General features: G+C 58.6%; 16 protein-coding genes and 1 pseudogene. 10 read left to right on the top strand and 7 right to left on the bottom strand.

Annotation, left to right across the window (positions count from 1 at the left end; translation table 11 throughout):
* Positions 1–108: 108 nt before the first annotated feature.
* The 5 genes from ACYCVF_RS31040 to ACYCVF_RS31060 are packed head-to-tail and all read left to right on the top strand — an operon-like array spanning position 109 to position 6,229.
* Positions 109–1,302, top strand: a complete 1,194-nt coding sequence (locus tag ACYCVF_RS31040; RefSeq protein WP_459606888.1) for a CaiB/BaiF CoA transferase family protein — start codon at positions 109–111, stop codon at positions 1,300–1,302.
* Entirely contained in the window at positions 1,302–2,102 is an 801-nt protein-coding gene (locus ACYCVF_RS31045; protein WP_459606889.1) for a citryl-CoA lyase, read from the top strand. The genes ACYCVF_RS31040 and ACYCVF_RS31045 overlap by 1 nt, the downstream gene beginning before the upstream one ends.
* Positions 2,099–4,804 carry an aconitate hydratase AcnA gene (gene acnA / locus ACYCVF_RS31050; RefSeq protein WP_459606890.1) on the top strand — a complete coding sequence of 902 codons (2,706 nt, stop codon included), beginning with the start codon at positions 2,099–2,101 and terminating at the stop codon, positions 4,802–4,804. Before ACYCVF_RS31045 ends, acnA begins: the two co-directional genes overlap by 4 nt.
* A 52-nt stretch (positions 4,805–4,856) precedes the next feature.
* A complete protein-coding gene (locus ACYCVF_RS31055; RefSeq protein ID WP_459606891.1) occupies positions 4,857–5,735 on the top strand; it encodes a phosphonopyruvate hydrolase in 879 nt (292 codons plus the stop codon).
* A complete protein-coding gene (locus ACYCVF_RS31060; protein ID WP_459606892.1) occupies positions 5,732–6,229 on the top strand; it encodes an HIT family protein in 498 nt (165 codons plus the stop codon). Before ACYCVF_RS31055 ends, ACYCVF_RS31060 begins: the two co-directional genes overlap by 4 nt.
* 679 nt (positions 6,230–6,908) lie before the next feature.
* On the opposite strand, the gene aepX is transcribed toward ACYCVF_RS31060, so the two are convergent.
* On the bottom strand, positions 6,909–7,838 hold the full coding sequence (aepX, locus tag ACYCVF_RS31065) for a phosphoenolpyruvate mutase (RefSeq protein WP_459606893.1): 930 nt from the start codon (positions 7,836–7,838) through the stop codon (positions 6,909–6,911).
* A gap of 1,243 nt (positions 7,839–9,081) precedes the next feature.
* On the opposite strand from aepX, the gene ACYCVF_RS31070 reads away from it, so the two are divergent.
* Both ACYCVF_RS31070 and ACYCVF_RS31075 read left to right on the top strand, forming a co-directional pair.
* Entirely contained in the window at positions 9,082–10,164 is a 1,083-nt protein-coding gene (locus ACYCVF_RS31070) for a cytochrome-c peroxidase (protein ID WP_459606894.1), read from the top strand.
* Positions 10,165–10,497: 333 nt separating this feature from the next.
* Positions 10,498–11,004: pseudogene (locus ACYCVF_RS31075) on the top strand (avidin/streptavidin family protein).
* Between the two features lie 241 nt (positions 11,005–11,245).
* Here the strand turns inward: ACYCVF_RS31075 and ACYCVF_RS31080 are convergent.
* Both ACYCVF_RS31080 and ACYCVF_RS31085 read right to left on the bottom strand, forming a co-directional pair.
* Positions 11,246–12,487 (bottom strand): cytochrome P450, encoded by a 1,242-nt coding sequence (locus ACYCVF_RS31080; protein ID WP_459606895.1) that lies wholly within the window; start codon positions 12,485–12,487, stop codon positions 11,246–11,248.
* A gap of 753 nt (positions 12,488–13,240) precedes the next feature.
* Positions 13,241–14,461 (bottom strand): hypothetical protein, encoded by a 1,221-nt coding sequence (locus ACYCVF_RS31085; RefSeq protein ID WP_459606896.1) that lies wholly within the window; start codon positions 14,459–14,461, stop codon positions 13,241–13,243.
* A 290-nt stretch (positions 14,462–14,751) separates the two neighbouring features.
* Here ACYCVF_RS31085 and ACYCVF_RS31090 point away from each other — a divergent pair, with 290 nt between their 5' ends.
* The 3 genes from ACYCVF_RS31090 (at position 14,752) to ACYCVF_RS31100 (ending at position 21,790) form a co-directional block, all read left to right on the top strand.
* Complete coding sequence (locus ACYCVF_RS31090; RefSeq protein WP_459606897.1) at positions 14,752–17,937, top strand: hypothetical protein; 3,186 nt, start codon at positions 14,752–14,754, stop codon at positions 17,935–17,937.
* A 196-nt stretch (positions 17,938–18,133) separates the two neighbouring features.
* Positions 18,134–19,468 carry a hypothetical protein gene (locus ACYCVF_RS31095; protein ID WP_459606898.1) on the top strand — a complete coding sequence of 445 codons (1,335 nt, stop codon included), beginning with the start codon at positions 18,134–18,136 and terminating at the stop codon, positions 19,466–19,468.
* A 126-nt stretch (positions 19,469–19,594) separates the two neighbouring features.
* Positions 19,595–21,790: a di-heme-cytochrome C peroxidase gene (locus tag ACYCVF_RS31100; RefSeq protein ID WP_459606899.1), complete on the top strand. Its 2,196-nt coding sequence runs from the start codon at positions 19,595–19,597 to the stop codon at positions 21,788–21,790.
* A gap of 524 nt (positions 21,791–22,314) precedes the next feature.
* On the opposite strand, the gene ACYCVF_RS31105 is transcribed toward ACYCVF_RS31100, so the two are convergent.
* The 4 genes from ACYCVF_RS31105 to ACYCVF_RS31120 are packed head-to-tail and all read right to left on the bottom strand — an operon-like array spanning position 22,315 to position 26,177.
* Positions 22,315–23,445 carry an aminotransferase-like domain-containing protein gene (locus ACYCVF_RS31105; protein ID WP_459606900.1) on the bottom strand — a complete coding sequence of 377 codons (1,131 nt, stop codon included), beginning with the start codon at positions 23,443–23,445 and terminating at the stop codon, positions 22,315–22,317.
* Between the two features lie 11 nt (positions 23,446–23,456).
* Entirely contained in the window at positions 23,457–25,040 is a 1,584-nt protein-coding gene (locus ACYCVF_RS31110; RefSeq protein WP_459606901.1) for a class I tRNA ligase family protein, read from the bottom strand.
* Between the two features lies 1 nt (position 25,041).
* The gene (locus ACYCVF_RS31115; RefSeq protein ID WP_459606902.1) at positions 25,042–25,371 is read right to left on the bottom strand and encodes a cupin domain-containing protein; all 330 of its coding nucleotides are present in this window, start codon (positions 25,369–25,371) and stop codon (positions 25,042–25,044) included.
* Positions 25,372–25,397: 26 nt separating this feature from the next.
* Entirely contained in the window at positions 25,398–26,177 is a 780-nt protein-coding gene (locus tag ACYCVF_RS31120) for a phytanoyl-CoA dioxygenase family protein (RefSeq protein ID WP_459606903.1), read from the bottom strand.
* Positions 26,178–26,179 lie beyond the last annotated feature (2 nt).

Here is a 26,179-nt window from a genome sequence, read left to right on the forward strand (position 1 = left end):
AAGAAATTTGTGTTTCTCAGCCTGCCTTGCGGTGCCCTACAACGTCGACAGAGCGTGATCTTTCACGCCGCACCAATCGTAAGCGCTTCTGCGTCCAACTGGATCCTCATGACAGCCTCCGTATCGCTTCCGCTTGAAGGAATTCGCGTCCTTGATCTGTCACGACTCGTTGCCGGCAACATGGCAACGTTGCAACTGGCGGATTTCGGTGCTGACGTGATCAAGGTGGAGCAGCCTGGCAAGGGCGATCCCCTGCGGGCATGGCGCAACGGCGGCATGGATCTCTGGTGGCGAGAATATTCCCGCAACAAGCGCAGCATGACACTGAATCTCGCACGCCCGGACGGTCGCGCGCTGCTCGACCGCCTGCTTGCGTCGTCGGACGTCCTGGTTGAAAATTTCGTTCCAGGCGCGCTTGCCAAATGGGGCCTGAGCCACGATGACATGCTCAAGCATCATCCTCGTCTCGTCATTCTAAGCATCTCCGCCTGGGGACAGAATGGCCCCTATCGGCACCGACCCGGCTTCGGCACGCTGGTCGAAGCCATGAGCGGTCTTGCCGCGATGACGGGATTCCCGGACAGGCCGCCGACGTTACCACCGATCCCGATCGCTGACATGATTTCCGGTCTGTACGGCGCGCTTTCGGTCCTGATGGCGCTGCGCCATCGGGACCGTGCGGGCCAGGGGCAGGTGATCGACCTGTCTTTGCTGGAGCCGATATTCTCGGTTCTCGGACCGGTCGCGGCGGTCCAGCGGCTCACTGGCAAAGTGGCGGGGCGCAACGGAAACAGGTCTTCCAACTCGGCGCCCCGCAACACCTACAGGACCAAGGATGGGAAGTGGATTGCCCTGTCGGCATCGACGCCGGCAATGGCCGAAAAGCTGTTCCATCTCATCGGCCTTGGGGGTCTGCTCAAGGATGAGAAATTTCAGACCAACGAAGCGCGCGTCCGTCACGGAGACGAAACAGACGCCATCGTGGCGGAAGCATTGTCGCGCTTCGAGTTGATGCACCTTTTAAAGATGTTCGACGAAGCCGGCGTCGCCGGCGCACCGGTCTATGACGTCGCCGAATTGCTGGACGACGCGCATGCGATCGCGCGCGGTGTCGTCGAACAGGTAAGCGATTCGAGTATCGGTAGCTACCCCATGCACGCGCCGCTGCCGCGGATGTCGGTAACGCCGGGCCGGATCCGGAATGTCGGTCCTGCGCTAGGCGAGCACACTAGCGAAGTGCTGGGCAGCGTGGGATTCAAGGAGGACGAGATTTTGAAATTGCGGCGGGATGGGGTGATCTGATGCACACCAGCGGAACTGAAATGGGGGCCTGGCGCAGCGCGATAACTGGATTCGACCGCGAGCGCATCTTCACCAAGGGCGTCCCGGTCGAAGAGCTGATGCGGTGTGGGAACTTCGGCGATGTCGCGTTCCTGCTGTTCAAGGGGCGCCTGCCGCAACCATGGGAGTCTCGCCTGTTCAACGCCGCGTTGATCGCCTCCGCCGATCACGGGCCGACCTCGCCCTCCACCCTTGCGGCGCGCGTGATTGCCAGCGGCAATCGGCGCGCATTGGAGGCAGCCGTCGCCGGCGGCCTACTCGCGGTCGGTGACGCGCATGGCGGCGCCGGTGAAGAGGCGATGCAGGTGCTGCGCGAGGGGGTGGATGAGATGACCCGTACCGGGGCGGCACCATCGATGATCGCCCGGGCCATCGTGCAGCGCTATGCCGCGCAGGGCCGACGACTGCCAGGCCTTGGCCATCGCTTCCATGACGTGGATCCTCGCGCACCCGTGATATGGGCGATGGCCCGTGACGAACATCTACCAAGCGCTCCAGTCGAGCTGATGTTGGCGATCGAGGAACAGTTGCGGGCAGAAAAAGGCCGGCTGCTCCCCATCAACGTGGATGGGGCGATTGCGACTGTCCTGGTCGGCTTGGGATTCGAGCCCGCGATCGGGAGGCTCACGTTCCTGCTGGGTCGATGCGCGGGCATTGCCGCACATGCGCTGGAGGAGCTCACGCGAGAGAAGCCGATGCGCATCAAATTTTCATATGCTTACGACGGCCCCTTGCCACCCGATGCGGAGCCTGCACGGTGAGTTCTTCCGTCTTCAAAAGCAACAGCTTCGGGTCGCAATCAAGCCTTGAGGTCGACGGCATCAGCTATGTCATCCACGACTTGCGTGCGCTCAAGGCGCGCGGTTTCGACGCCGTCGACCGGCTGCCGTATTCCCAGCGCTTGCTCCTGGAAAATCTGCTTCGTCACGAGGACGGTCATTCGGTCACCGCAGATCATATCGCGACCGTGGCGTGCGGAACGGAATCCTGCGGCCTGAAACAGGAGCTTCTCTTTCACCCTGCGCGTGTGTTGATGCAGGATCATACGGGGCTGGCCGCGCTGGTTGACCTGGCGGCGATGCGGGATGCTGTCGCCAGGCTCGGCGGTGATCCTTCGCTCGTGAACCCGCTCCGTCCGACAACCGTCGTGATCGATCACTCGGTCCAAGTCGACAGTTTTGGCCAGGCGCGATCGCTGCAATACAATATCCTCAGGGAGATCGAGCGGAATCGCGAGCGCTATGAGTTCTTCAAGTGGGCTCAAGGCGAGATGGCAGGATTGAAAGTCGTGCCGCCCGGCACCGGTATCTGCCACCAGGTCAACCTGGAGCTGCTCGGGCAGGTGGTTTGGCATGAGCAAGCTGGCGGGAAGCGATGGGCCTTTCCCGATACTGTCGTCGGCACCGATTCCCACACGCCCATGATCAACGGGCTGTCCATTCTCGGTTGGGGCGTCGGTGGCATCGAGGCGGCCGCCGTCATGCTTGGCCAGCCAATATCAATGCTCATGCCTGATATCGTCGGTGTGCGCCTGTCCGGATCTCTAAGGCCCGGCGTCACCATGACGGATCTTGTCCTTACCGTGACGGAGCTGCTGCGCAAGATCAAGGTCGTGGGCAAGTTCGTTGAATTCTGCGGCTCTGGGCTCGACACTCTGTCGGTGCCGGATCGCGCGACGATCGCCAACATGTGCCCTGAGTACGGAGCGACGGTCGGCTATTTCCCCATCGACCAGCGAACCATCGACTACCTCAAAATGACCCACAGGCCCGCGCATGCGATTGGGCTGGTCGAAGCCTACGCAAAACGGCAGGGACTGTTTCGCGTACCGGGCCAGACGGAACCGGAATATTCGCAGCTTGTCGTGCTCGACCTCGGTACGGTCGAGCCGAGCATCGCAGGACCGCGGCTGCCGCAACAGCGCATTGCGCTGCGCGACGCCAAGCAACGCATTCAGGAGACGCTCGCGGGGCGGCCGCCCGCGCAGCCAGACAAGGCCGAGCCAGCCGATCCGCAGGCTCCGTCCCTGCGAGACGGCTCCATCGTGCTGGCCGCCATCACCAGTTGCACCAACACGTCCAACCCGTCGAGCATGCTTATGGCGGGTCTTTTCGCGCGTAACGCGGTGCGGCGTGGGATCGGCATCCGCCCTTGGGTTAAGGCCAGCCTCTCGCCCGGTTCGCGAGCAGTCTCCTCCTATTTGCAGGCGTCGGGATTGCTTCCCTATCTGGAGGCGCTCCGTTTCCACGTCGTTGGCTATGGATGTATGACGTGCATCGGCAACTCGGGCCCTCTGGTACAAGGCGTGGAAGAAACGTTGAGCGCCGCTGATATATGGGGCGCCGCGGTCCTCTCCGGCAATCGCAATTTCGAGAACCGTATTCACCCTGGCGTACGGATGAACTTCCTCGCATCGCCAGCGATGGTCATCGCATACGCGATCGCCGGTCACGTCGATATCGATTTCGAGCATGAGCCGCTGGCAGACGACGCTGACGGCGGACCGGTTTATTTGCGTGAGCTTTGGCCGGATGCGGCGAGCATGGACGCCGTGATGGGAGCGGCAGTGGATTCCTCGATTTATCGTCATGCTTCCGAGACGGTTTGGTTGGGCGAGCCTGGCTGGCAATCGCTACAAGCCGCCGGCGGCAAGCGTTTCGCCTGGCCGCAGTCTTCGACTTATCTAAAGCCGCCACCACATCTGGAGCATGTCGGCCTGCAGCCTTCCGCGCTGCAAGACATCAGGGGGGCTCGCGTTCTCGCACTGCTCGGAGATTCAGTCACCACCGACCACATTTCTCCGGCCGGAAGCATAGACCCGGCGGGCGAGGCTGGGCGTTACCTGCTTGCGCACGGTGTTTTGGAGCGGGACTTCAACACGTTCAGCACCCGGCGTGGAAACCACGAAGTGATGCTTCGCGGCGCTTTCGCCAATCCAGGTCTCGCCAATCGACTGGTGCCGGGCCGCCCGGGACCGTGGACGCGCCTTCTGCCTGACGGTGAGATCACCAGCATCTTCGAGGCATCCCGCCGTTACACCACCGCCGGAGTGCCATTGTTACTGATCGCAGGGCACGAGTACGGCACCGGCTCATCGCGCGACTGGGCGGCCAAGGTCACGCGATTGCTGGGCATAGGGGCCGTGCTGGCCCGGAGCTTCGAGCGCATTCATCGTTCGAACCTGATCGGCATGGGTGTGTTGCCGTTGCAGTTCGAAGGCGAGGCGTCGGCGGAAAGTCTGGGCCTGGATGGCAGTGAGGTATTCGATATTGAGAGTCTCGCTGATGGAATCACCGCGCAGCAGCGACTGCTGGTACGGGCCCGGCGAGCCGATGGCCGCGAAATCCTCTGCCGCGTGGTTTGCCGTGTGGACACGCCGGTCGAGGCCGAATACGTCGCTCACGGCGGAATTCTTCCCTTCATGTTGCGGCGTTTGACCGCCTCGGTGCCGTCGCAGCAGTAAAGAGGCCGTATCAATCGCCTGACGGCGGTTCGTTCAACACGGGAGATAGGACATGGACACACCGGCACGACGGCTGCGTCAGTCGGTCAAGACGAAGGGATTGGCGCATGTGATGGCAGCGCATTCGCCCCTCTCGGCCAAACTGGTCGAGGAAGCCGGCTTTGATGCCATCTGGGCCTCCGGCTTTGAGCTGTCCGCACTCTACGGCCTGCCCGATATGAGTCTGCTGACGATGACGCAACACCTCGACATGGTCAGAGCCATGGCCGGCGGCTGCAATCTTCCCATCGTGGCCGATGTGGACACCGGCTTCGGCAACGCCATCAATGTTCTGCATACTGTTCGCGAATACGAACGTGCGGGGGTCGCCGCTCTGGTGATGGAGGATAAGACATTCCCCAAAGTGACCAGCCTGGTCGCCGATGGGCGGCAGGAGCTCGTTCGCCTGGAAGAGTTTCAGGGAAAGCTCGATGCAGCGCGATCGGTGCGTGCCGATCCAGACCTTCTGCTGATTGCCCGGACCGAAGCGCTCATCGCGGGCCTTGGCAACGAGGAAGCGCTCCGCCGCGCACGCGCCTACGAGGAAGCCGGCGCGGACATGGTGCTGGTGCATTCCAAACAAAGCAAGCCGGACGAGATTGAGGCGTTCGTTCGGGCCTGGGACGGAACCGCACCCATCGTGCTCGTGCCCACGGCGTATCCGGAGATGAACCAGGAACGGATCCAGGCGCTGGGCGGCAAGGTCGGCTTGGTCATCTATGGGAATCACGCAATCCGCGCGGCGGTCGGCGCCATGCAGAAGATCTTTGCCATGATTCGGGCGGACGGAGGCATTCATCGCGCCGGCGGCGAGATTGCTTCGGTTGCAGAGATCTTCCGATTGCAGGGAATGGACTGCGTGAAGGCGAACGAGACGCGATACCTCCGATGAGCCCAAATCGGGACGGATCGCCTGCCGCGAATGGCTGGAACCTTGATGCGCGCTGGGAAGCCCGTATCTCCGGGACCTCATGCGAGTTTTGCCGTTGGGACGAAGCAACGCGCGCGACCTATCCAGTCGAAGTGGCACGGCTTCGCGTCTCGCGTTGGTGTCTTGGCGCCAATCAATACGTGCGTGGCTATAGTGTCCTGGTGCTTGATCGACACGCCGTAGAACTTTACGACCTGGACATCTCCGTGCGGCAGGCCCTCACCGAAGACATGGCCGATGCTGGGCAAGCGCTCGGGCGCGTGCTCAAGCCGATCAAGATGAATTTCGAGATGCTCGGCAACGTCATTCCACATCTCCACTGTCACCTCAAGCCGCGTCACCATCATGATCGGCCGGGTCACGCACGCATTTTCCAGAACGCGCAACTCTGGCAAGCGCCGCTGAAGCAATTAGAACAACTGGCCGGAGAGCTAAGATTTGAGCTACCGAAATAGCGCAGACGCCTGTGCTGGGTTGAAACGGCTCAACCTCGCGGCTCGACCTTTCGGCAGGGGGATCGAGAGTGATCTAATCTCCCGAGATTAGCAACGAGTTGCCCTTTCGTTTTGGGCATAGCCACCAAAGATGCGCGGGTCGTGGTGAATCGGGCAGCCAGGTTCGTGAGCACAGCTTCTCGCGCGAGGCGGTGCCACTGCGAACTCGCCTGGCCAAACTCTGATGCGCTCCAACTCTGCCCAAACGGGTGCTGCTCAGCCGACGTGACCAGCACTTTAGTCCGCTTGAGAAGGTGCAATCAAGCTGGCCCCTCAGGTCGGGTGTCTCCGAGCCTTATTTTGTGAGGTCAAGCGATTCGCCCGACTGGACTGGCGAAGACTCTTGCGAGTTGGTTCAGCCCGAAAGTCTCGCACAGGGTTGTGCTGACGTACGCGTCACACAGGCCAATCTTGCACAGAAATGGCACCGCGATGTCCTCGCTCTGTCGCGCGGTGATGATGGCTAGGTAGCGCATCAGGAGCCGAAACTGCTGCGCGACCTCATGATCGTATCGCGGAGATGGATGTCCGGCTTGCTCATCGGGTCTCTCTGTCGTGTCTCGCCGGATCGGGCTTTTTGTTAAAGAAGCCGCGGCCGGCAAAGACCTGCCGCTGAATCATACCGCCCGATCGAGCGGGCTTAACCGTGGGGGTGGAAATATCGCGCTTCCGCGCGGGCAAGCTCGTCGTACTTCAACAATTCGAAGACCTCGTCGAGCGTCGCAACGTCTGGCTCAATGCCGGCAATGCCTTCCTCGGCAAGAATGCGACCGCAGACATGTCGCATTGCCGCTATTGCAGCGCGCATGGAGTGGTTAGCCCAGATCACCGTGGAGATGCCGGCATCCCGGTACGCAGAGACAGGTGCCCGATAATACTTCGTCGGAACGATCACGACAGGCAGGCGGTTTCGCCAGGCAGCTGCAAAGGAGAGGATCTCCTCCGCGGTATTCTTGCGCGAATGAATGAGGATCGCGTCGGCACCCGCCGCGGCGTAGGCGCTGGCGCGCAAAATAGCGTCGTCCATGCCATGGCCGGCTATCAACGCTTCGGTCCGGGCCACCAGGACCAAGTCGTCCGCGACTGTATCTTTCACGGCCCGCAGGCGGCCGGAAAATTCATCGATGTCAGCCAGGGGATGCCGATCGCCAACAAAGGAGTTTATTTTCGGAAAACAGCTGTCCTCCAGCGCAATCCCGGCGGCGCCACGCTGATGGAGTTTGCGTGCCAGCAGGCGCGCATTGTTGAAATTCCCAAAACCGCCATCGCCGTCCACGAGCACAGGCAATTCGGTCGAGTCCACGATGCGCTCAACCACGTCGACGAGCTGGCTCCATGAAGCCTCGTTGGCATCGCGGTAGCCGAGAGAGCTGGCAATGGACAGGCCCGACGCCCACAGGCTCTTGAAGCCTGCGCGTTTGGCAATCGCGCCCGAAAGCGCATCATGAGCTTCCATCAAGAATGAGAGGGTGGTCTTGGAGCAGATTTCATCGCGCAGAATTTGTGAAAGTGAGGAGCCTGCGCTTCGCTCGGGGCGATTGATGACAGCCAAGTTTGGTTGATATTGCATGCCGATTCCTTGCAGGTGCGTTGACCTGTCGGGGGTACAGTGCGTCCTTGTCCAATTCTCGATGGCTAAGTCGTTTTGGCAAGCCCGCAGCTCAGTCGACAGGTGACATGCATCTGTCATCTTGATCAATCGCCAGCGTTGGTAGTTGACCGGCGCGTAAGCGAATTCCATCTCCCATACAGATAACCCGTGCGCTGCGCTAACCGCCGGGCGCAGGATATTGTCAGTTGATTGGCGGTAAGTCGAAGAGCGCACGCGTTTGACGACCAGCTAGCCTCATCAGCGCGTGGCTTCCTGGGTTGTTCGACCGGGGTAAATCCTGGCCGCTTGACTTCGCTCATGGTGTTGCAAGGCATGATCTAAGCCAAATCTGGCGGACCTTTTTATATCCCTGGTGAACACTGCGATCGTTGATTGTACGATGTGCCTCGCGCTCGCAGATCTGTCGCGAGCAAAGACATCCCCGGCCGCGTTCGTTCGATATCCACCAATACTCTCCGCTGCTGCAAACGGTGGTGTCCCATTTCCGACGTAGGTCGCGTTTGCTTCAATCGCGTGATACGCCGCAATCTCTCGTCGAGCTTCTCAAGCGCTTGTTTTTGCGCGGAGTGCGGCGGGTACCACAACTGGTACGAGACTTGCTGTTCTCATCCCAGCTCCTCTGAAAGGATGGAGGGCCGGGTGCGCGGTATCGTCTCCATCAAGCAGGTTGTCGACTCCTCGCAGATCTGCATGCGCTCGTCACCTATAGCTCGTAGACCGGAAGGAAGCGGACCATTACCAGCCTTACCCAACTGCAGTTCCAGCCTGGTGCAGTTCGTCTAAAGGCGCCGACTGATCCCCCGATCATGTCGAATGCTGCAATGATCCTTAACGTCGCGCATGTTGGCACTGGAAGCTACATAACCGGCCGCTGGTATCACGTGAGGTGCTTTCTCGCAGGGCGGGGTGCCTTCGCGCGACTGGATTTCAGCCAAGACGGCACAGGGTGCAACTGCAGGAGCCGGGCAAACGCCGCGCAGATCGGCCGCATTTGGTGCCGGCGAACCACTCGGAAAGATCGGCGGCTTTTCGAAAGGACGATGCGTGAGCAAAGACTGAAGCGCACAGCTCGATCGTCATAATTTGCCGCGGCGCCTCGATCATGAATATCAAGTGGGGTTGCAGCTGCGCTAGCGCCAGGGGCGACGAACACGACCTCAAGTCTTCCAATTTCCCAGAGCGTCGATGAGAACTGGCACCGATGATACTTATTAGAAACAAATCCGCTATCCTGAGATTCAACCTTGTAAGCAAGCTATGTGTTGTGGCCATTGCGATACTGGTCTCGTCACAAGCTGGCGCAGAAGATGATTTGATGAAGGCTGCTAAGCGGACGTTCAAGCCGATCCCCTCGGTCGTTCCTGCGGTGAAGGACAACCCGGTCACCCACGAGAAGATCGAACTCGGCAAGATGCTGTTTTTCGATCCGCGAATGTCGGCTAGCGGGATCATCAGTTGCAATAGCTGTCACAATCTTGGTACAGGCGGAGTCGATGCCGGTCCGACGTCGGTTGGTCACGGCTGGCAACTGGGGCCGCGTCGGGCCCCCACCGTCTATAACGCGGTCTTCAATGTGGCGCAGTTCTGGGATGGGCGGGCGCCGGATCTCAAGGCGCAAGCGAAGGGCCCCGTGCAGGCGAGTGGTGAAATGAACGCGACCCCAGAACATGTGATCAACACGCTGAACTCGATGAGCGACTACGGGGTCATGTTCAAAAGGGCGTTTCCAAACGAGGCATCGCCAGTCACCTTTGACAACTTCGCGAGGGCGATCGAAGCCTTTGAAGCGATTCTCATTACGCCCGCAGCCCCTTTCGACCAGTACCTTGAAGGCGATCCAGGCGCTCTCAACGATCAGCAGAAAGCAGGATTGAAGCTCTTCATGGAAACAGGATGCTCCTCCTGTCACAATGGAATCAATGTCGGCGGACAGGACTATTTTCCATTTGGCGCGGTCGAAAGGCCAAGCACAAGCCTGCTTCCGACCGCTGACAAAGGCCGATTCGCGGTCACAAAGGTCGCCAGCGACGAATACGTTTTTCGTGCAGCACCGTTGCGCAACGTCGCGTTGCGACCGCCATACTTCCATTCGGGTCAGGTTTGGAGCCTTAAGCAAGCCGTCGGCGTGATGGCTGAAGTTCAGCTTGGCGCCAAGCTGACCGATAAGGAAGAGAACGATATGGTCGCGTTTCTAAATTCGCTGACCGGGCGGCTGCCCAAAATCGAGTATCCGATACTGCCCACCCGAGCCGACACGACGCCACTGCCGTCTACAGGGAAATAGTAGGCTCCGTTTGTGGCGCTTTTTGTTTGATGAATGGATCGCGCACGCAGTCGGGTGTCAGTCAGCAGCCAAAGGCCGAACATATGGCCTTACCGCTATCTCTTTCAACCAGGGAGAGATCTCCCACCCCAGCCCGTTCGATATGAGCAGACGGATGCGTCGCGAGGTGTTCCGCGCCGCGCTTGATGAAAAGCACGATTGGCCCAACCTAACGGCATGCCGAATAAAGCAACTCGTGAGATCAATATAATGCACTACACGTTTTGATTGCGTATCTGGGAAGAGAAGTTTATAGGCAAAGCGCGATCTTTCTGAAGCGACATGGAGTCGGTGATGCATCGAGAAAACTGGAAACTCACAAGATGGACGGCTTTGGCTGGCCTTGCACTGCTATTGGCGGCACCCGCACGGGCGCAGCCCATCTGGACCTGGAACAACCAATACGGCTCGGTTCTGGCGGTCAACAGCTACGACCAGAGCACGGGCGCCATTTCCGGCACCTATACGAATAACGCAACGAATAGCTGCGACGAAGGAGCCCCTTAGCCGATGACAGGCTGGCTGGCCCAAACCAATAGTGGCACGGCGATCAGCTTTACAGTCAACTTCGGGGGCTGCGGCTCAACGACCGTGTGGACGGGGCAGCTCAATGCCGCATCCGGTTTTCAAGGGCTTTGGCTCCTCTCGCTCGCCGAGCCCGTGGTATGGAATGGGATCAGTGCCGGCGCTGACACTTTCACGTTCGGCAGCGGCAACAAGTCGAAATTGATATCCGCTGGTAAAGGGGAGGCCAAGGACGGGCCAGGCGAGAAACTCTCCAATACGAAAAACCGCAAATAGCATGATCTTGTCAGGTGACGACGTTGAACGTGGTCACCTGACATTGCCTGATGAACTCGCTTTTGCGCCGACGGCGTTGGCGGGAGTGCACTCATCGAATATTCGACAAAGTGCAGCCTGGACACCCGCCGGTGCTTTCGAAGATCGCGAGAACCCCTCTCGCAGAGCGGGGCTACTCGCACCGGCTCACGGTTGCAGGCTCCTGCTCATCTCAGATCGATTGCAAGGAGGAGCCTATTCCCTAAGCTACCATCTGCACTGGGAGGGCGGAATAACCGTACACGAAGTTAGATGCGACTCGTTCCGGCTCGCCGACCACCTTGATGTCGAGGCGCCTGTCCAGCATCTCCTCCCAAAGGACCTTCAGCTGCAGTTCCGCAAGGTGCCGTCCGACGCAGCGATGGATGCCGAACCCGAACGAAAGATGTTGCCGTGCATTGTTTCGATCAATGATGAAGCTGTCGGCCTGGTTGATAACCTCATCGTCCCGGTTCCCGGAAATGTACCACATGACGACCTTATCGCCTTGTCTGATATGCTTGTTACCTATCACGATATCGACCACGGCGGTGCGGCGCATGTGTGCGATTGGCGTCTGGTAGCGTATGATCTCGGAGACGGCGCTCGACATGAGCCGAGGGGTCTCGCGTAGTTTTCGCAGCTCGGCCGGATTTTGGTTCATGAACAATACACTTCCACTGATCGAATTGCGCGTGGTGTCATTCCCGCCCACGATCAGCAGGATGAGGTTGCCCAGGAACTCGCGTGGCTCCATATTCCGGGTCGCCGGTGAGTGCGCCATCATCGAAATCAAGTCCGCGCGGGGCTCGGCATTTTTGCGATCGTTCCAAAGTCTTGTGAAATAGTCCAGGCACCCGGACAAGACTGCCCGTCGCTTCTCCCAGGTGTCGATCTCGTGGCCAGTTCGCGGAGTTGTGGCGGCGACGTCGGACCAATAGGTCAGCAGCCGCCGATCCTCAAATGGAAAATCAAACAGCGTGGCCAACATTTGCGTCGTCAACTCGATCGAGACCTTATCGACCCAGTCGAAGGTTTCATTGCGCGGCAAGCCATCCAGAATGGTCTTCACCCGCTGGCGGATCAAGCCCTCGAGCTTGGCCAGATTCTCCGGGGCCACGATCGGACTGATCGTGTTGCGCTGCTCGCCATGTTTCGGAGGGCTCATCTTAATGAAGCTCGGAGTCCAATACTCCTGCGGCAAATCGACGATCGTGACGCCTTGCTCTGACGAGAACACTCCGTGATTCAAGTCCACGCCAATGATGTCGTGGTATTTAGTTATGGACCAATACGGACCGTAGGGACTAGCCCTGCAGTAGTGGATGGGATCTTCCCTTCGTAACCGCTCGAAGTAGGGCCAAATGCTGTCATCCTGAAAGCGCTTGACCTCGCTGACATCCAGATCGCTCAGCAGGATATCATATGCCGCCTCGCGCGCGTGACCTGCCAGTGTTGTATTCATGATCGCCCTCCGGCCTGAACCCCTCATCTTGCTTTCGCTTACCTGGGCGAATTCCCACGGCTGCCCCGACAGCTTCTCGCAAATTTTCAATGTACCGACCTATCTTCCCCGCCTGCTGCAGCGCCCTCGGTTACGAGCGATTTATCGGGTCGAATAGTCGAACAATATCTCAAGCTGGAGCGCAGCTCCCCTATCAGAATTGGGAGGAGGGTGAGCTGGCGTTCACCTTCATAATGGTTCCTCGGTATAACCGCTCAGCCGGTCGCATGGTTATCGCGAGCTATCGCTCAATTTGGTGTCGGCTTGGCAGGTCAGGCCGCGGCGGCTGTGGGCGGACTGACGTCGGTCTCCTCGCGGATCGCCAGACCGAGTACGAGTTTGGGCGCGGATTGTGGGCCATCGAGGTGATGCCAGCCGTTCTGCGCGGCGCGAGGGCCGCACTTGGACAGGCGACCCTTCAATCGGATCCTGCGACGGCTAGCGAAGGTGCTTTCAATGGGAGGCGCCGTCCGCAGGCGCTTCCAGTGCGGGGCCGGGAAGTCGCAGAATGTCAATCGGGTGTCGCAGCGCTTGTTCAGGCCGTCGGCCGCCTTTATCGCAATTGGGCGTGGAGCTCCCTCGATGAAGTGGGGCCCTCGATGAGGTCACACGCCAGCTTGGCAACGACCATGATCTCGGACATCCAGCATCCTGCTCAGTCCAATCCACGTGATTGATCCGATATTCGCAGCTGGTCTGCGATCGATCTGTTCTTCAGCGAGCGGAGCGACGTATCGCGGCGTCGTAAGCAGCGGCCAGTTCGGTGGCCCCTGGCAGCATGCTCTCGACATCCATCTTTGCATCGATGGCAGCAAACAGGCTGGCTGCGGTGTTGTGACGAATGGCGACGGGATTGCGCTCATACCCGCCGCGCTGGAAGAAGTTCGAAGTTGGAACTTGCTCACGCGTGTCGGGCGGCATGCTAACCAGGTCGTATCCGTTACCATCGCCAGTCAGGTTCATCATCTCCAGCTCGGACGCGGACAGTTCGTGGAGCAATCCCTTAGTTCTTGCGAAGATCAACGAGTCCAGTATTTTTTGCGTCTGCAGCAAGGGCCCTACGTCAACGTCGAGGTTCATTGCGTGGATGCCCAGGCCCTGCGGCGTGGTTGCAAGAGTCTCGTGCTGGCTCCAATCGTCGGGCACGGAGCGCGCGAATTCGATCATTCGGCGCAGAACTTCGATTTTGCTGTCCAGCGCCTTTCGGTCCTCGCCGCGGCGGGATGCAGACCTCCTTCTGAGTGCTGTTAGAAACTGGTCGCCTTTCTCCGCCAGCAGTTCGACGCTGTTGGTGTTGAGCAATTGATTGTAACCCAGGGCCGTTGAAATGGGGCGGGCGTCCGGCCTGTCATATTCGAGACCAGCTTGGACGTCGTACCTTCCGTTGCCTCCCGATTCGAATGCATAGACCCTGACGATCTGGCTCCGTGTTAGACTAGCCTCGGCTGCGACCCCGGCATAGCTGGCTTTGAATTCGAGCTCGGACGTGGGGCGCTCGGGCACAAAGTGAAACTCTGTCAAGGCGTTGCTGAGAAAGTCCGCAACAGTAGCTATGGCTGCCCGCGTTACTGGCACCTTAGCCGTTGGGGCAGTGGGGTCTACCGGCCTTGGCAGCCCCGTATAGACAGGCGGCTGGGTGAGGACATAATCGTCGACGACAACAGGCTCGCCGTTGCGGCGCTTGGTGTTGCGGAGCTGGCGTTTGTCGCTGACGGACTTCCAATAGGGGGCTGCCAGCGTCTCATATTGCTGCCGTGCAGCGTCGTACTCCGCAAGCGCCCTTAGGTAGTCGGCCTTAGCTTGCTCGAGCGATGCCGGCCCGATCTGGGCGAATGCCGCGTGCCGGGTGACCGGCGGGGCAGTCGTTCCGACCGCGAGCGCAAGCCAGAAACAGCAGCATGCTCGGCCCCCGCGGCCTATGCGATTTATGAACATGCTATTTCTCTCAAGGGAAACGAATGCGACACGTTGGTCTTGATCGTCAGTGGTCGAAAAGTTTCTCGCGCTCAACGGAACGTCTCGACAAAGCATTGACACTACTATAGGTGTTTCTGCATCAATATACCCGTTTCTGGAGAGTGTGCTTCCAAGACATTTTCATCGGCCGCCTCGGTTTTGAGGAGTTTTACGCTCGGTTGCAGCGATTATAGCTAAAATTCGCAGCCGATCATCGCGTTACTATTGATAGTGATATCAGCCGCCTTCGGTGCGCGGGAGGGGATTCTATGACTGGGCGGGAGCACCTTTTTGCGTTGATGCGCGATCTGCGGTGGATCATCGTTCTGTCCGTGCTGCTTTCGTGCTTGCTATTTGCGCCTGGTCAGATTCAAGAACTATATCGAATTGCGGCCGACGATTATGGCTGGGTGACCCTCAAGGAATTTATCGCCTTTGGTGTGATCGCGACAACTATCTGGCTGTGCGCATTTCAATTGACCACCGAGTCGCTCCTGCGAACACCAACCGCCAGCGGCTATCCTGTCATGTACAGGCTTGCTCCGGTCGTCCTTGGTGCGCTGCCCTTGGCGGCTGCGATACTAGGTCAGTTCCTGTCGCGGCCAGCATATCCGCCGGGCGCGGAGGAGGTCGGCAGCATCTTTCGCATCGAGAACCAGGCGCTGGCGTTCGAGCGGAATGTGCTCGCGCTGCTTGCGGGCGGGATCGTCATTTTATTGATCTCTTTCGTATTGTGCGCGTGGTGGCTGGGCGGGAAAAAGCGCCTTCTTGAGCTATCGAGAAGGGCCAACGAGACTTATTTCCACCGCCCCAGATTTTTCGCGCTCACGATTTGCGGCACAGCTCTGCTGACAGCCGTCTTCGTTCTCTTTCCGGATCGGCTCGCACAGTTTGTCGGTGCGTTCGGCGTCATAGCTCTGTTTACGATCTGCGTGGTTGGAGTCATGAGCCACCTTGCACTTTTGACCATCAGGCGAGGCTTTCCATATATACCACTGGTATTCGGCTCCTTATTCGCAGTTGCTTCCTTCTCCGGAAGCGACGACCACGAACTTCGTCCGGCCGTCGAGGCAAAAGCAGGCGATAGGCGTATCTCTGCTGCGACTGCCTTTCATGACTGGTTGTTACAGCCGGCCCGCCTGGCCGAGGCCGAGAGGCTCGGCGAATACCCTGTCTTCATTGTGACTGCTCAGGGTGGCGGCATTTACGCCGCCCACAATGCGGCGCGTTTTCTTGCACGCATGCAGGACCTCTGTCCGGCATTCCGACAGCATTTGTTTGCAATCAGCGCTGTGTCGGGCGGCAGTGTCGGCGCCGCCACCTTCGCTGCTGCACTTCATGCCGAGAATGTGCCGCAGAATGCCAACGCTCCTGCCGGACAGGCCTGCGACAAAATTGCGGCGTTTCTGGCCGGCGTCACGCGGGCTCAAGATCTTGATGTCCCTGGCGCGGTTGAGCAACGCGTAGCGAGCGTTTTGGCCACGGACTTTATTTCGCCTTTGGTCGCCGGCGTTCTGTTTTCCGATTTCACACAGTTGTTCTCTCCGATCTCCTTCAGGTTCTTCGATCGCGCGCGCTTTCTGGAATATACCTTTGAGAACGCCGGCGATCGCATGCTCAAAAGCCAGAAGAGCAGCGGCGATGGATCGAATTTGCTGAGGGCCGACTTCCAATCCCATTGGGCGCCTGACAACAATATGCCGGCGCTGCTCCTGAACACGACAGATGTTGGCAGCGGCAAGCGGGTCGTTATTTCGCCCTTTGACATCGATCCGTCTCACCCAAGAGATAGCGACCTGTGCATTCTCGCGAACCTTAAGCGCGATACCAACGGAACGAGCCAAATCGTCACAAGCCAGTCGCTGCATATTCCGCTGAGTGCTGCGGCTTTTGCGAGTGCGCGGTTTCCTTGGGTGACCCCGGCAGCGACGATAACCCTGAAGAACGACTGCATTACGGCCAATCCACGCGCGCGGTTGGTCGACGGCGGCTATGTGGAGAATTCCGGCATCGAAACGGCGCTCGATCTGATTGCGAAGCTGAAGAGTATCCAGGGGACGTCGGACGCGCCAAAATTCCGAATTTATCTGCTTTCTCTGGCCAACGGTGATTTCGCGGACCATGGTTCGTTTGGGTTCGGCGAGCTCATGGAGCCGGTACGAGCGCTGTTTAGCACGCAAGGTTCGCGAACCTATATTGCGCTGAACCGTGCCGCTGATGTCGATCGCTTAACGGTCGAGGACACCGCGCCGAGCCCGGCCCGGTTCTCAACATTCGGCCGAACTGAAATCGCAGGCCTATTCTATAGCTTGCCGCTTGGCTGGACGTTATCGGAGGAAACTGGAAACATCATTTCGCTCAGCAGCGGTCGATTCTGGGATTGCGTACCGAATGACAGCTTTGATCAATCTCGCGCAAAGCAAAGCAATGCAGATTGCCTGCAAGTGAAGGTCTTCCATCTTTTGAATGGAGACGTCGCAACTGCGTTTCAGACGCTGAAAGACTCCAGACTTGCCGAGGCAGCGTACGCGGATCAGCTCGCCAAAGAGAAGCAGCCGGCCGTAAAAATCGCACCTCAGCCGCTCCTTGCTTGTTATGAAAAGAACTGGCTGCAAGAGCGCGGCTACCAAAAATATCTGGAAAGAGTCGAGGCGCACGAGAAGCAGCTGGCGAAGGCGTCCAAAAACGATCTGCCCGTGCCGGCGCCCGTCCCGCCCTATCGAAAGAGCTATCTGGCGTATTTTCAGACCGAACAGGTCAAGGCTTTGTTGCAGGAGTGGGATCGCGTCGACGAAACCGACCCTCGCATGCTTGCTTACATTCTGGGTTCTGTTTCTTACGATAGTGCGGACTTTACCCACACCAGTGAGAACTTCTGGTTTGGCGCTGCTTCGCAAATGCCAAAAAATTGGAGTCAGCGCATCGATCAAAGCAACGTGGCGCTTGTTGCTGCCGGCAAGCCGCCGGTTGAGATGGCCTCACTGCTGGCTCATCCCAAGGAGTTGGCGAACGCTGTTCTCGGCTACGAGGGCAATCAATTTGGCAACCGGCCAGGGACAGACGACGGTTGGGTTTTCAGGCTGCGCGGCATGTACCAGTTGGTCGGGCGTGAACAGTACCAGGAAGCTCAGGTTCAGATGCAGCAACTCGGTCAAATTCCGGGGCTCGATTTGATGACGTTCCCCGATGCGCTCTGGGATGCGAAGATCTCTGCCAAGGTGACCTTCGCTCACTTCAGGAGCCATCCTTACGGCCACCGAACACTGTTTGAAATGCTCAAGGACAACGCGCTCGATTGGAAAGCCGTGCGCTCGCTGCAGGTGGATATGGATCATGGTCCCGCCGACCAAAATAATGTCGAAGCGCGAAGCGAGATGTTCCTCAGCTGCATTAAGGCGGTCCTGCATCCGTCTCAGCTGGAGACCTGGGCGCGCGGGTTCAGAGGCGAAGAATGAGGGGAGCAATCTGGCTTTGTACGTGACCAAGGCTGCCCGAAGGGGCCGCGGGCGGCTAATGCGGTCCCGGTGCAACTGCCTGCCCCCGTCATCACGATTAAGGACGGGAAATCTCAGAGCTTTCGCTTAATTTGTGACGTGCCCACTTACGAGGACATAACCGATGGAACTATGGCGCGATGTTTGGAGGTTGCCCTTGTTGTCACTCACGCTGATGGCAACAGGCTTGGCGATAGCTGTTGCGACGGATGCTGAAACGGTTGCGGCGCAAACGGTATCGAAGCCGCTTTCGGCCAACGATCTCACCATCCTTTTCCCGCCACCGCAAAATGCGGCCGACATGGCCAATCTCATTGCGCTGTCAGATCTGGCAGGCCCGACTGGATCGCCTCAGCGGCTCTGGTCGGATGAAGATTTTTCACGCTTTCTAGCGAACGCGGAAAATGCCGAGCGTCCTGGCGCGCCAGATTCCGGTGTAGCCAGAATTGCCCTGCCTGACAGCGTAAAAAACATCAAGGCTTGGTTCGTTGCCGGTATCCGGATCGATCCAGGGGCGCCCGGTCTGTCGAATGACATCATCGCGCAGTTCGGCCGACAGCCGCAGATCCGTCTCATCGTCCAGCCAGTGACCAATGGACCGGATGGGTTCAAAGTCCACGATATCGCTGGGCATCTGATCTTCAGTTTCACTCTCTCGCCACCTGACCCTCCGCTCAATGGTTGTGCACCGTTTCCCCGATCGAAGCCGGACGATGAGACCTTCAAAGCCATCATTCGCGATGTGGCCGCGTTCCGTGATCAGCTGGCAGCCGGGACGTTCGGTGGCGTGAAGGTTGTGACCACGGGTGACATGAACGTCCATCCGGGCTTGCGCGGCGCCTCGGCCAAGCCATTCCGGGTCGCATTGAAGGCGATGCTCGAGAAGCATCTGTCTCCGCAGCGCCTCCAGACCATGGCCGTTATGGGCACCCGCCCGCCAGAGCCGTGGATTTTCGTATCGATGCTGAAGGTTCCTCAGGCAGGCCTCATAACCGTACCCGGCCCTACGCTTGATGGGATGCATGTTGCCCAGATGCTCAGTTTCTCTGGAGCAAAACAGGTCGTTCCCCAGCCGTCGACGAACAATCAAAACCCGATCACGTGCCGCCACGCCTCGCTTCAAAGCCCGCCCCAGTCCATCGCCGATCGCAAGGGCGTGTCAACGGCTGCGTTCCTCGACGCCAAGGTCGACGACAGTCGCATCATAGAGATTGTCAAGATTATCGCCGATCCAAAGCAGAGCCATTTCTTCAACACCGACTGTGTGAGCTGCCACACCGAGACGGCGCAACCCCTGGCCAGGAAAGTCAAGAATTTCACGGTGCCCGGCGTCAGCACTGCCGTGTGGCCAAAGGAAAACTGGAACGTTCGCAATTTCGGATGGTTCCCCTCGTTTTTGCACGGTGGGGTCGCGCCAACGATCACGCGGCGCACAGCAGCTGAAACGGCGGACGTGGTGTCCTTCGTCAACAACCAGTTGCTCAACAAGTAGTGGGCAGTCGCTGCAAGCCGCGTTTTCAGCGCAGTTGAAAGTCGGGGGACGATGATGAGGTGGTTGCTTACGAAGCTGCGTTTTATCTTCTGTGGTCTTTATTCTTGGATGAGGCGCTGGCCTTGTTTGGCGGGGCTGCTGATCGTGACCGGCATTACCGCTGCTGCAGCGGCCGGAATGGCATACTTCGTGCCGGAAAAGCTCCGCGACGTTGCGCTCTCGATTGAAGGCAAGGCCAGCTTTGTCGCTAAATTGCTGCCGGCCACCTTGCCGCAGCCGTCGAAGATCGAGCAAGCCTACTGGTTACCGCAAAACTGGAGCGCACAGCAGCGCTACTGGTTTCACCATACGTCGCAGGGGACCGCCACAATTCCTGTTCCTTATCAATGGTTCATGGCGTTGGAGCGACCGGAGCTGTCCGTATTCTACACCAGTTTGACAGACGACGATTACCTGCGTCGCCTCGGATTTATCCCCAGTCCCAGCTCGAGGGGCTTTACCGGCAACGCACCCAAATATGGCTATCAAGATGATGCGCCAAAGGCAGACGCGGCTCAGCACGGCTGGGCTCCAAACCTGCCGAACAATCCGAATGGATTGCCCGTCGGCTTCGCAATTCTTAAGGCAGGTGTCGACCCGACGACGGGCGAGCCGTATGAAGACCAGATCGGGCTAACCTGCGCTGCCTGTCATACCGGGCATCTTGAGTACAAGAATGTGAGCATCCGGTTCGATGGCGGGCCGTCGATGGTCAATCTCGGCGAGGTCGAACGCGTAGTCGGATTGTCGATCGGCTACACACTGCTGTTCCCCTGGCGATTTGAGCATTTTGCCAGCAAGCTGGAGGAAATCAGAGGTCAAAGCGTCGATAGGGAAAAGCTTAAGGAAGGCCTGAAGCTCGCGCTCGAAAAAATCAAGACTCAGAAAGCGCAGACAGATGGTCTTTTGGTGGCGCAGGGCGTTGGCGATCTCGACGAAGGCTTCGGTCGGCTGGATGCACTGAACCGGATCGGCAACCAAGTCTTCTACACCAATTTTCTCGATCAGAAGACCGGCAAGCTCCCGGATCCGCTGCTAAAAGGCAATTTCGTGCGCAACGACGCGCCCGTGAGCTTTCCACCGATCTGGGACACTCCGTATTTCCTATGGGCACAATACGACGCCTCCGTGCTCAGTGAACTTGTTCGCAATGCGGGTGAGACGCTCGGTGTCGCTGCCAAGATTAACATGACAGCGGCCGCGCCCGATCGTCCGCTCTTTGGTTCGTCCGTTCATCTATCGGACGTTGCGCGGTTCGAAGAGCTTTTGCGCGGCACTGACCCCTTCTCAGTGACCAACCCGGGTGACAGGAAGTTCAATGGACTGATCGCTCCGCGATGGAGGGATGCGCAGGAAAAATTTCGAGGTGACCCGGCTTGGGCCGTCGACCAAAAACTCGTCGAAAAAGGCCGCGACCTTTATCGAGCGCACTGCTTTGAATGCCATCGAGGCCCAGTCAACGATCCCGAGTTCGACAAGAAGTGGCCGGAGGATTCGTTCTGGAAGCCGGAGAACCCGGATCGCACCGCGAAGAACGAGAAAAATTGGGTCGAAATCGGTGGACGGCATTACTTCAACGTCGTCCAGCTGCCGGTGACCGAGATCGGCACTGACCGTCAACAGTCCCGCGTCCTTACAGAACGTCGGGTTCATCTGCCGGAGTCGCTTGGCGTGAAACCCGTTGATGATCTCAACAAAGCGTGGGGTTGTGGCTTGTTGCCGGACGAGGCAGATCCGCTGTTCGTGCTCGCACTGATGGATGTGGTCGGTAAGACGATCGACCAGTGGAACGTCGCGAACGGCACTCCCGACAAGATCAAGCAGCAGATGTGGGGGCCGAGGAAAAATTGCCAAAACCAGCGCGTCTTTGTTGGAGCACGCGCCAATGTTAATGGGAAGGACAAAGATGTTCTTTCTCTCGAACCTCGCTATCGGGCACGTCCGCTGGACGGGGTCTGGGCGACGGCGCCGTATTTACACAACGGATCAGTCCCGACATTGAGAGATATGTTGCTGCCCCAACGCGAGCGGCCAACTTCGTTCTGCGTTGGCAGTCGCCAATTCGATCCAGTCAATGTCGGGCTTGTTACGAAGGCGCATGTGAACGAGGCTTGTGCGGCCGGCTTGACCAATTTCGACGTATCGCTACTTGGAAACAGCAACCGTGGGCACTCCTTCGAGGGTAAAGAGATTGACGTAACGAAGCTACCGCCGGGCGTCATCGGTCCAGAACTGAACGAGGATGAGCGGCGGTCGCTTGTCGAATATCTGAAAACGCTGTGAGACAAGCGTATTGAAGCGAGGAAATCGATTCTATCTCGACCAAGCAATGGCATAATGGTGCCCGGCTTCATCCTGCCGGGCGCGCGATTTCGTTACGCGTCATACGCGACGAGAGAGCGCGTGGGCGATTGGAATAATCACATCGGACCGAAGCAGGCCCGAGACCTCCGAAATCTTGGATACATGCTTGCTCGATCGTCGCGATCGGCGCGGGCGGGTTCGGCACGGCTTGAGACAGCGGCGGCAAACCTCCCTGGATCGCCTGTTCGCTGCCGAGCGATCGAACTAGACGCGGATCGCTGGCTTCACCTATCTCTGGACGGTGGAGGGCCGGCTCTATGCTCTATGTGAGGGCAGTGACCGATCTGTTTTTGCGCAGCCGGTGGACCGGTCGATTGATGCCGCAACCGCTGTGGGTGCTGGTGCTGCGAAACCCCGGCGCGTGCTCCTAAAATAAGCAGAAAATCAGCGTGTGGGAGTTCGAATCGTGCTTCGGCGTACGTGAGTGACTATGTGGAGCTTAGTTAGGCCGCGTGCAAGGTACACAATCGCGCCAGGCCCTGCTCAATTAGCGATGTGGGGAGATAGCTAAAACACAGGCGTACATGATCGCCACTTCGTGGGCCATAATTGCGACCATTTATGAGGTGAACGGCGTGCTCGCGACGCGCCGCCTCAATAAAAGTCTCAACCTCGACGCCAACGGCCAACCGCACCCAAAACGAGAAACCACCGCTTGGTACGATATACTCTGGCTCGCAAAAGCGGCTGAACTGCAAGAGCGTATGCAGGATATCCCGCTTGGCGCGATAATGCTGGCGCAGGCGCGCAATGTGCGCATCAATGGCGCCCGACTGCAACAACGCCAGAACGATATTACTGACGATGGGGCTTACGCCGCCATCGCATTTTAGCCCTGCAAACCTGTTGATGATGTCCGACTCCGCAAGCACCCAGCCTACCCGTAACCCCGGTCCGGCGATCTTGGAGACGCTATGGATGTTGATCACGTTGCCGCCTGGTGCCAACCAATCAACCGCGCTGTTATAGGGCAGCTCCGCATACACAAGATCCTGTACCAACGCCACGCCATAGTGGTCCAGCAGCGCTGCGACCCGGGCCATATGGGTGCGCGACATCTGGCGCCCAGTCGGGTTATGAAATGCTGGCGTCGTATAGAAAAGCTTGGCGCGGGTATGACTACGCAACATTGCTTCGAGTTCATTCAGATCGACTCCTTCTGCGCACATACCGAGCTGGAGGACGTTCGCACCCACGATCGAAAACGTGCGCAGTGCGCCCAAATAGCACGGGTCCTCGGTCAGGACGACATCGCCTGGGTCGATCCAAGCGTCGGCAATCAATTGTAAAGCCTGCGAAGCGCCACCCGTAAGGATAACTTGGTCATCGCGCACACCGTAGCGCTCTGCTAGCTTGGTACGGAGCTCGGGTAAACCCAGCGCATCCGTATACTGCGGCAGATCGGCGGATGCGACTCCGGTATCCCGGTTATATGCATCCGGCCAGGCCAGCTCTGTAAACATCACCGGATCGGGCAGGCCGTAACCGAAATTGATGGCGTGCTTCGCACCTGAGTAGGAGAACGGGGCAAAGCCCTGAGCGAGAGCGCTGCGGTTGGAGGTCCGCGAAGTCATGGTTTCGTCTCTCAAACAGATTGCCTCACCTGTTCTGTGCGAAAACGCGTGTTGTACGCTGCAATGAAGTTCGCAGATACCGCCGCACTGAAATGCGGGAAGTCCACCCTTGCGCCCGGCAGGGCAGCTACTGCAGCAGGTGTCTTGAGGGACGGCTGCCAGGCTGCGCCGAAGAAATGCTGACCGTAGCGTATCGCTAGCTCAGGTACCACGGGGTAAAGCAGACTCAGGAACGATGATACCTTCGCGGCATTCCACATAGCATTATCCTCGCGCGCAAAGTCGGCCACCTCGAGGTACATATCGATGATATCAAGCGCGTCCCAGAAGCGCAGTGACTCGATCGCATCGGCGTAACGCTGAACCAGGCTGCGGAGAGTAGGGCAGAGGTGCTTGCTGTCCACTGTGTGTGCGTTGTTGGCTGAGTGGCGTAACGCATCCTCCCAGATCCGAAGGCGTGACGCTGCCATGATCAGGCTGTCAACATCGAAGTCGTTCTTCTTGTTGTCGAATGGCTTGGCCACGCGCGCCAGCGCGTAGCGGAGTACACTGGCGTCCACCTCTCGCGTCACTTCATCGGCCCAAAGGGCATGGTCACGACTGGTCGAGAACTTTTCGCCCTCGAGCTTGTAGAAATCCTGGACGGAATGATTTTGGGGAATTGGGTAGCCGCGCGCGAGCAGGGTGCCTGCCACACCTACCGTGTAGTAAAAACGGTTATCTTGGCCCATGAAAAACAAAAGCTGGGTGTTCGGATCGTGCAATACCGAGTCGGCGTCCAGATTGTCACGGGCGCATAGCTCGCGAATCCCAGTGTCGAAACTCCACAGGCCCTCAAACCATGTGAGGAGGGTTTGGCCAATCAAATGTTCAGGCTGTGTCAGCCTGACACCATGACTGAAGTGGCGTGACATCGGCAAGCCATGTACGGCGCCGGCTAACCAAGTGCGCGCCTTGTCGCGGATAACCTCGGGCCAGCCGCTTTGTCCAATGGCTTTGTCCAGCACCCGAGCCAGCCGGGGTACATCAAACACGGCCTGCTTGATCGGCCTTAGCCCAAGTGTGCTGCCGCACGTGGTGTGCCGCGCGTCGCGTAGGGTGTCGTGCTGAACAGCTAGGCCACAGTTTTCGCACAAATTACTGTCGGTCGTCGCATCGCATGCCGGACAGGTGCCAACTGCCAGCGAGTCGGCCACGAATTCGTCGCAGTGTTCGCAATAGAGCTGGACACCGTCGCGCACGTCGACATAGCCGGCCTCCTGCAGCTCGCGGAAAATCGCCAGCGCATTCTCTTTGTGGACCTCGCTAGATGTACGCACAAACGCATCTGGCGTGATTTGCACCGCGCGCAAGCACTGCAAGATCTCGTGAATGTGCTTCTGTGCGACGTCGCTAACCGGTTGGCGTAGTTTTCGTGCTTTCACCAGCGTGTACGTGCCGTGCTCATCCGCACCCGTAATATAGTACGCGCGATGGCCAACCATACGCTGAAAGCGGGTAAACATATCGGCGAGTAAGTATACGCCGCCGACGTGACCGAGATGCAGCTTGCCGTTGGGGCAGGGGGGAGCGGGACAGACAAAATAGGTGCGCATGTCAATCCCACCAAATGGATAGAAATTTGAGAGAACCGTCCTGACTGACGTTGCGGATAGTGTGCTGCTGGTTTGGTCGCATGTAGCACAACGTCGTCTCACTCACCGGCCTCATCTGGCCGTCAGCTTCGAACTCTCCACGCCCGGAAATCAGCACCCACAGTTCGTGCTCGTGGTGCCCGTGCAGATCGACCGCACTGCCGGGTGCGACCTCCACCACCGAGGCGCCGAACCCGGGGCTGAGACCATCCGGAAGATGCTCCAACAGACGGCAGACCAGCACGCCATATTCTGTTCGCATCAATGAATGATCGATCTGCTTGGTGTACACGACGGTCCTTCCTTCCGAATCGGCACTCAATCGCGATAGAATATGCCGTTAGGCGTGTTCAGGTTTTCCAGATCCGATAGCTTGCCTTCCGGTGGGTTGTAGGCGCGCTTCATGCGCATATACTCGGCACGCGTTGGACCTCCAGTAGATGCGCGCTGGAATACCAGATAAAGCGCGCGGCGGGGCCGATTGCTCTTATTAGGCAGTGAATAGTGGGGGGCGTAATCGTCGAAAATAAACACATCGCCGGCTGTCCATGACACCGGTTCCCATGTGAAGGTCTCGGCGACCTCAGGATTGATCACGCCGCCGGCATCCATTGGAAACACTCCCTCCTTATGACGACCTGGCGTGAAGAAAAGACCGCCGTTGTCAGGCTCCGAATCGTCGATGGCAATGGCTGCCACTGCATGCACCATGCGTTCCGGTATCTTGTGTGGAATATGATAAATGTCCTGGTGCGGGCGGTAGCCGCCGCTATCAGGATACTTGAAGATCAGCAGTTCCTTTAACATCCGCGTGTCTTCATCGAGTAGCGTCTCGACGCTCGTGCGAATGCGGCCGTCGGCCAACAGCGCGGCGCGCAGGGCGTCATGGTAATCCAAGAAATTCTCCACCTTTGAGATAATCTTGCGATTGCCGGACGTCTTCTCGAACCACATCATCCATTTGTCGGCGCTTACATCCCAGCGCGCGACGTCGTCCACGAAATTGGAAATCCCGTCGCGAGCGGCCGGATCGAAAAAGCCTCCGAGCCGGAGATATCCGTCCTGTTGCCATTTCTCTTTTTGCGCCTCGGTCAGCATAG

The organism is Bradyrhizobium cedriense (assembly GCF_054602315.1).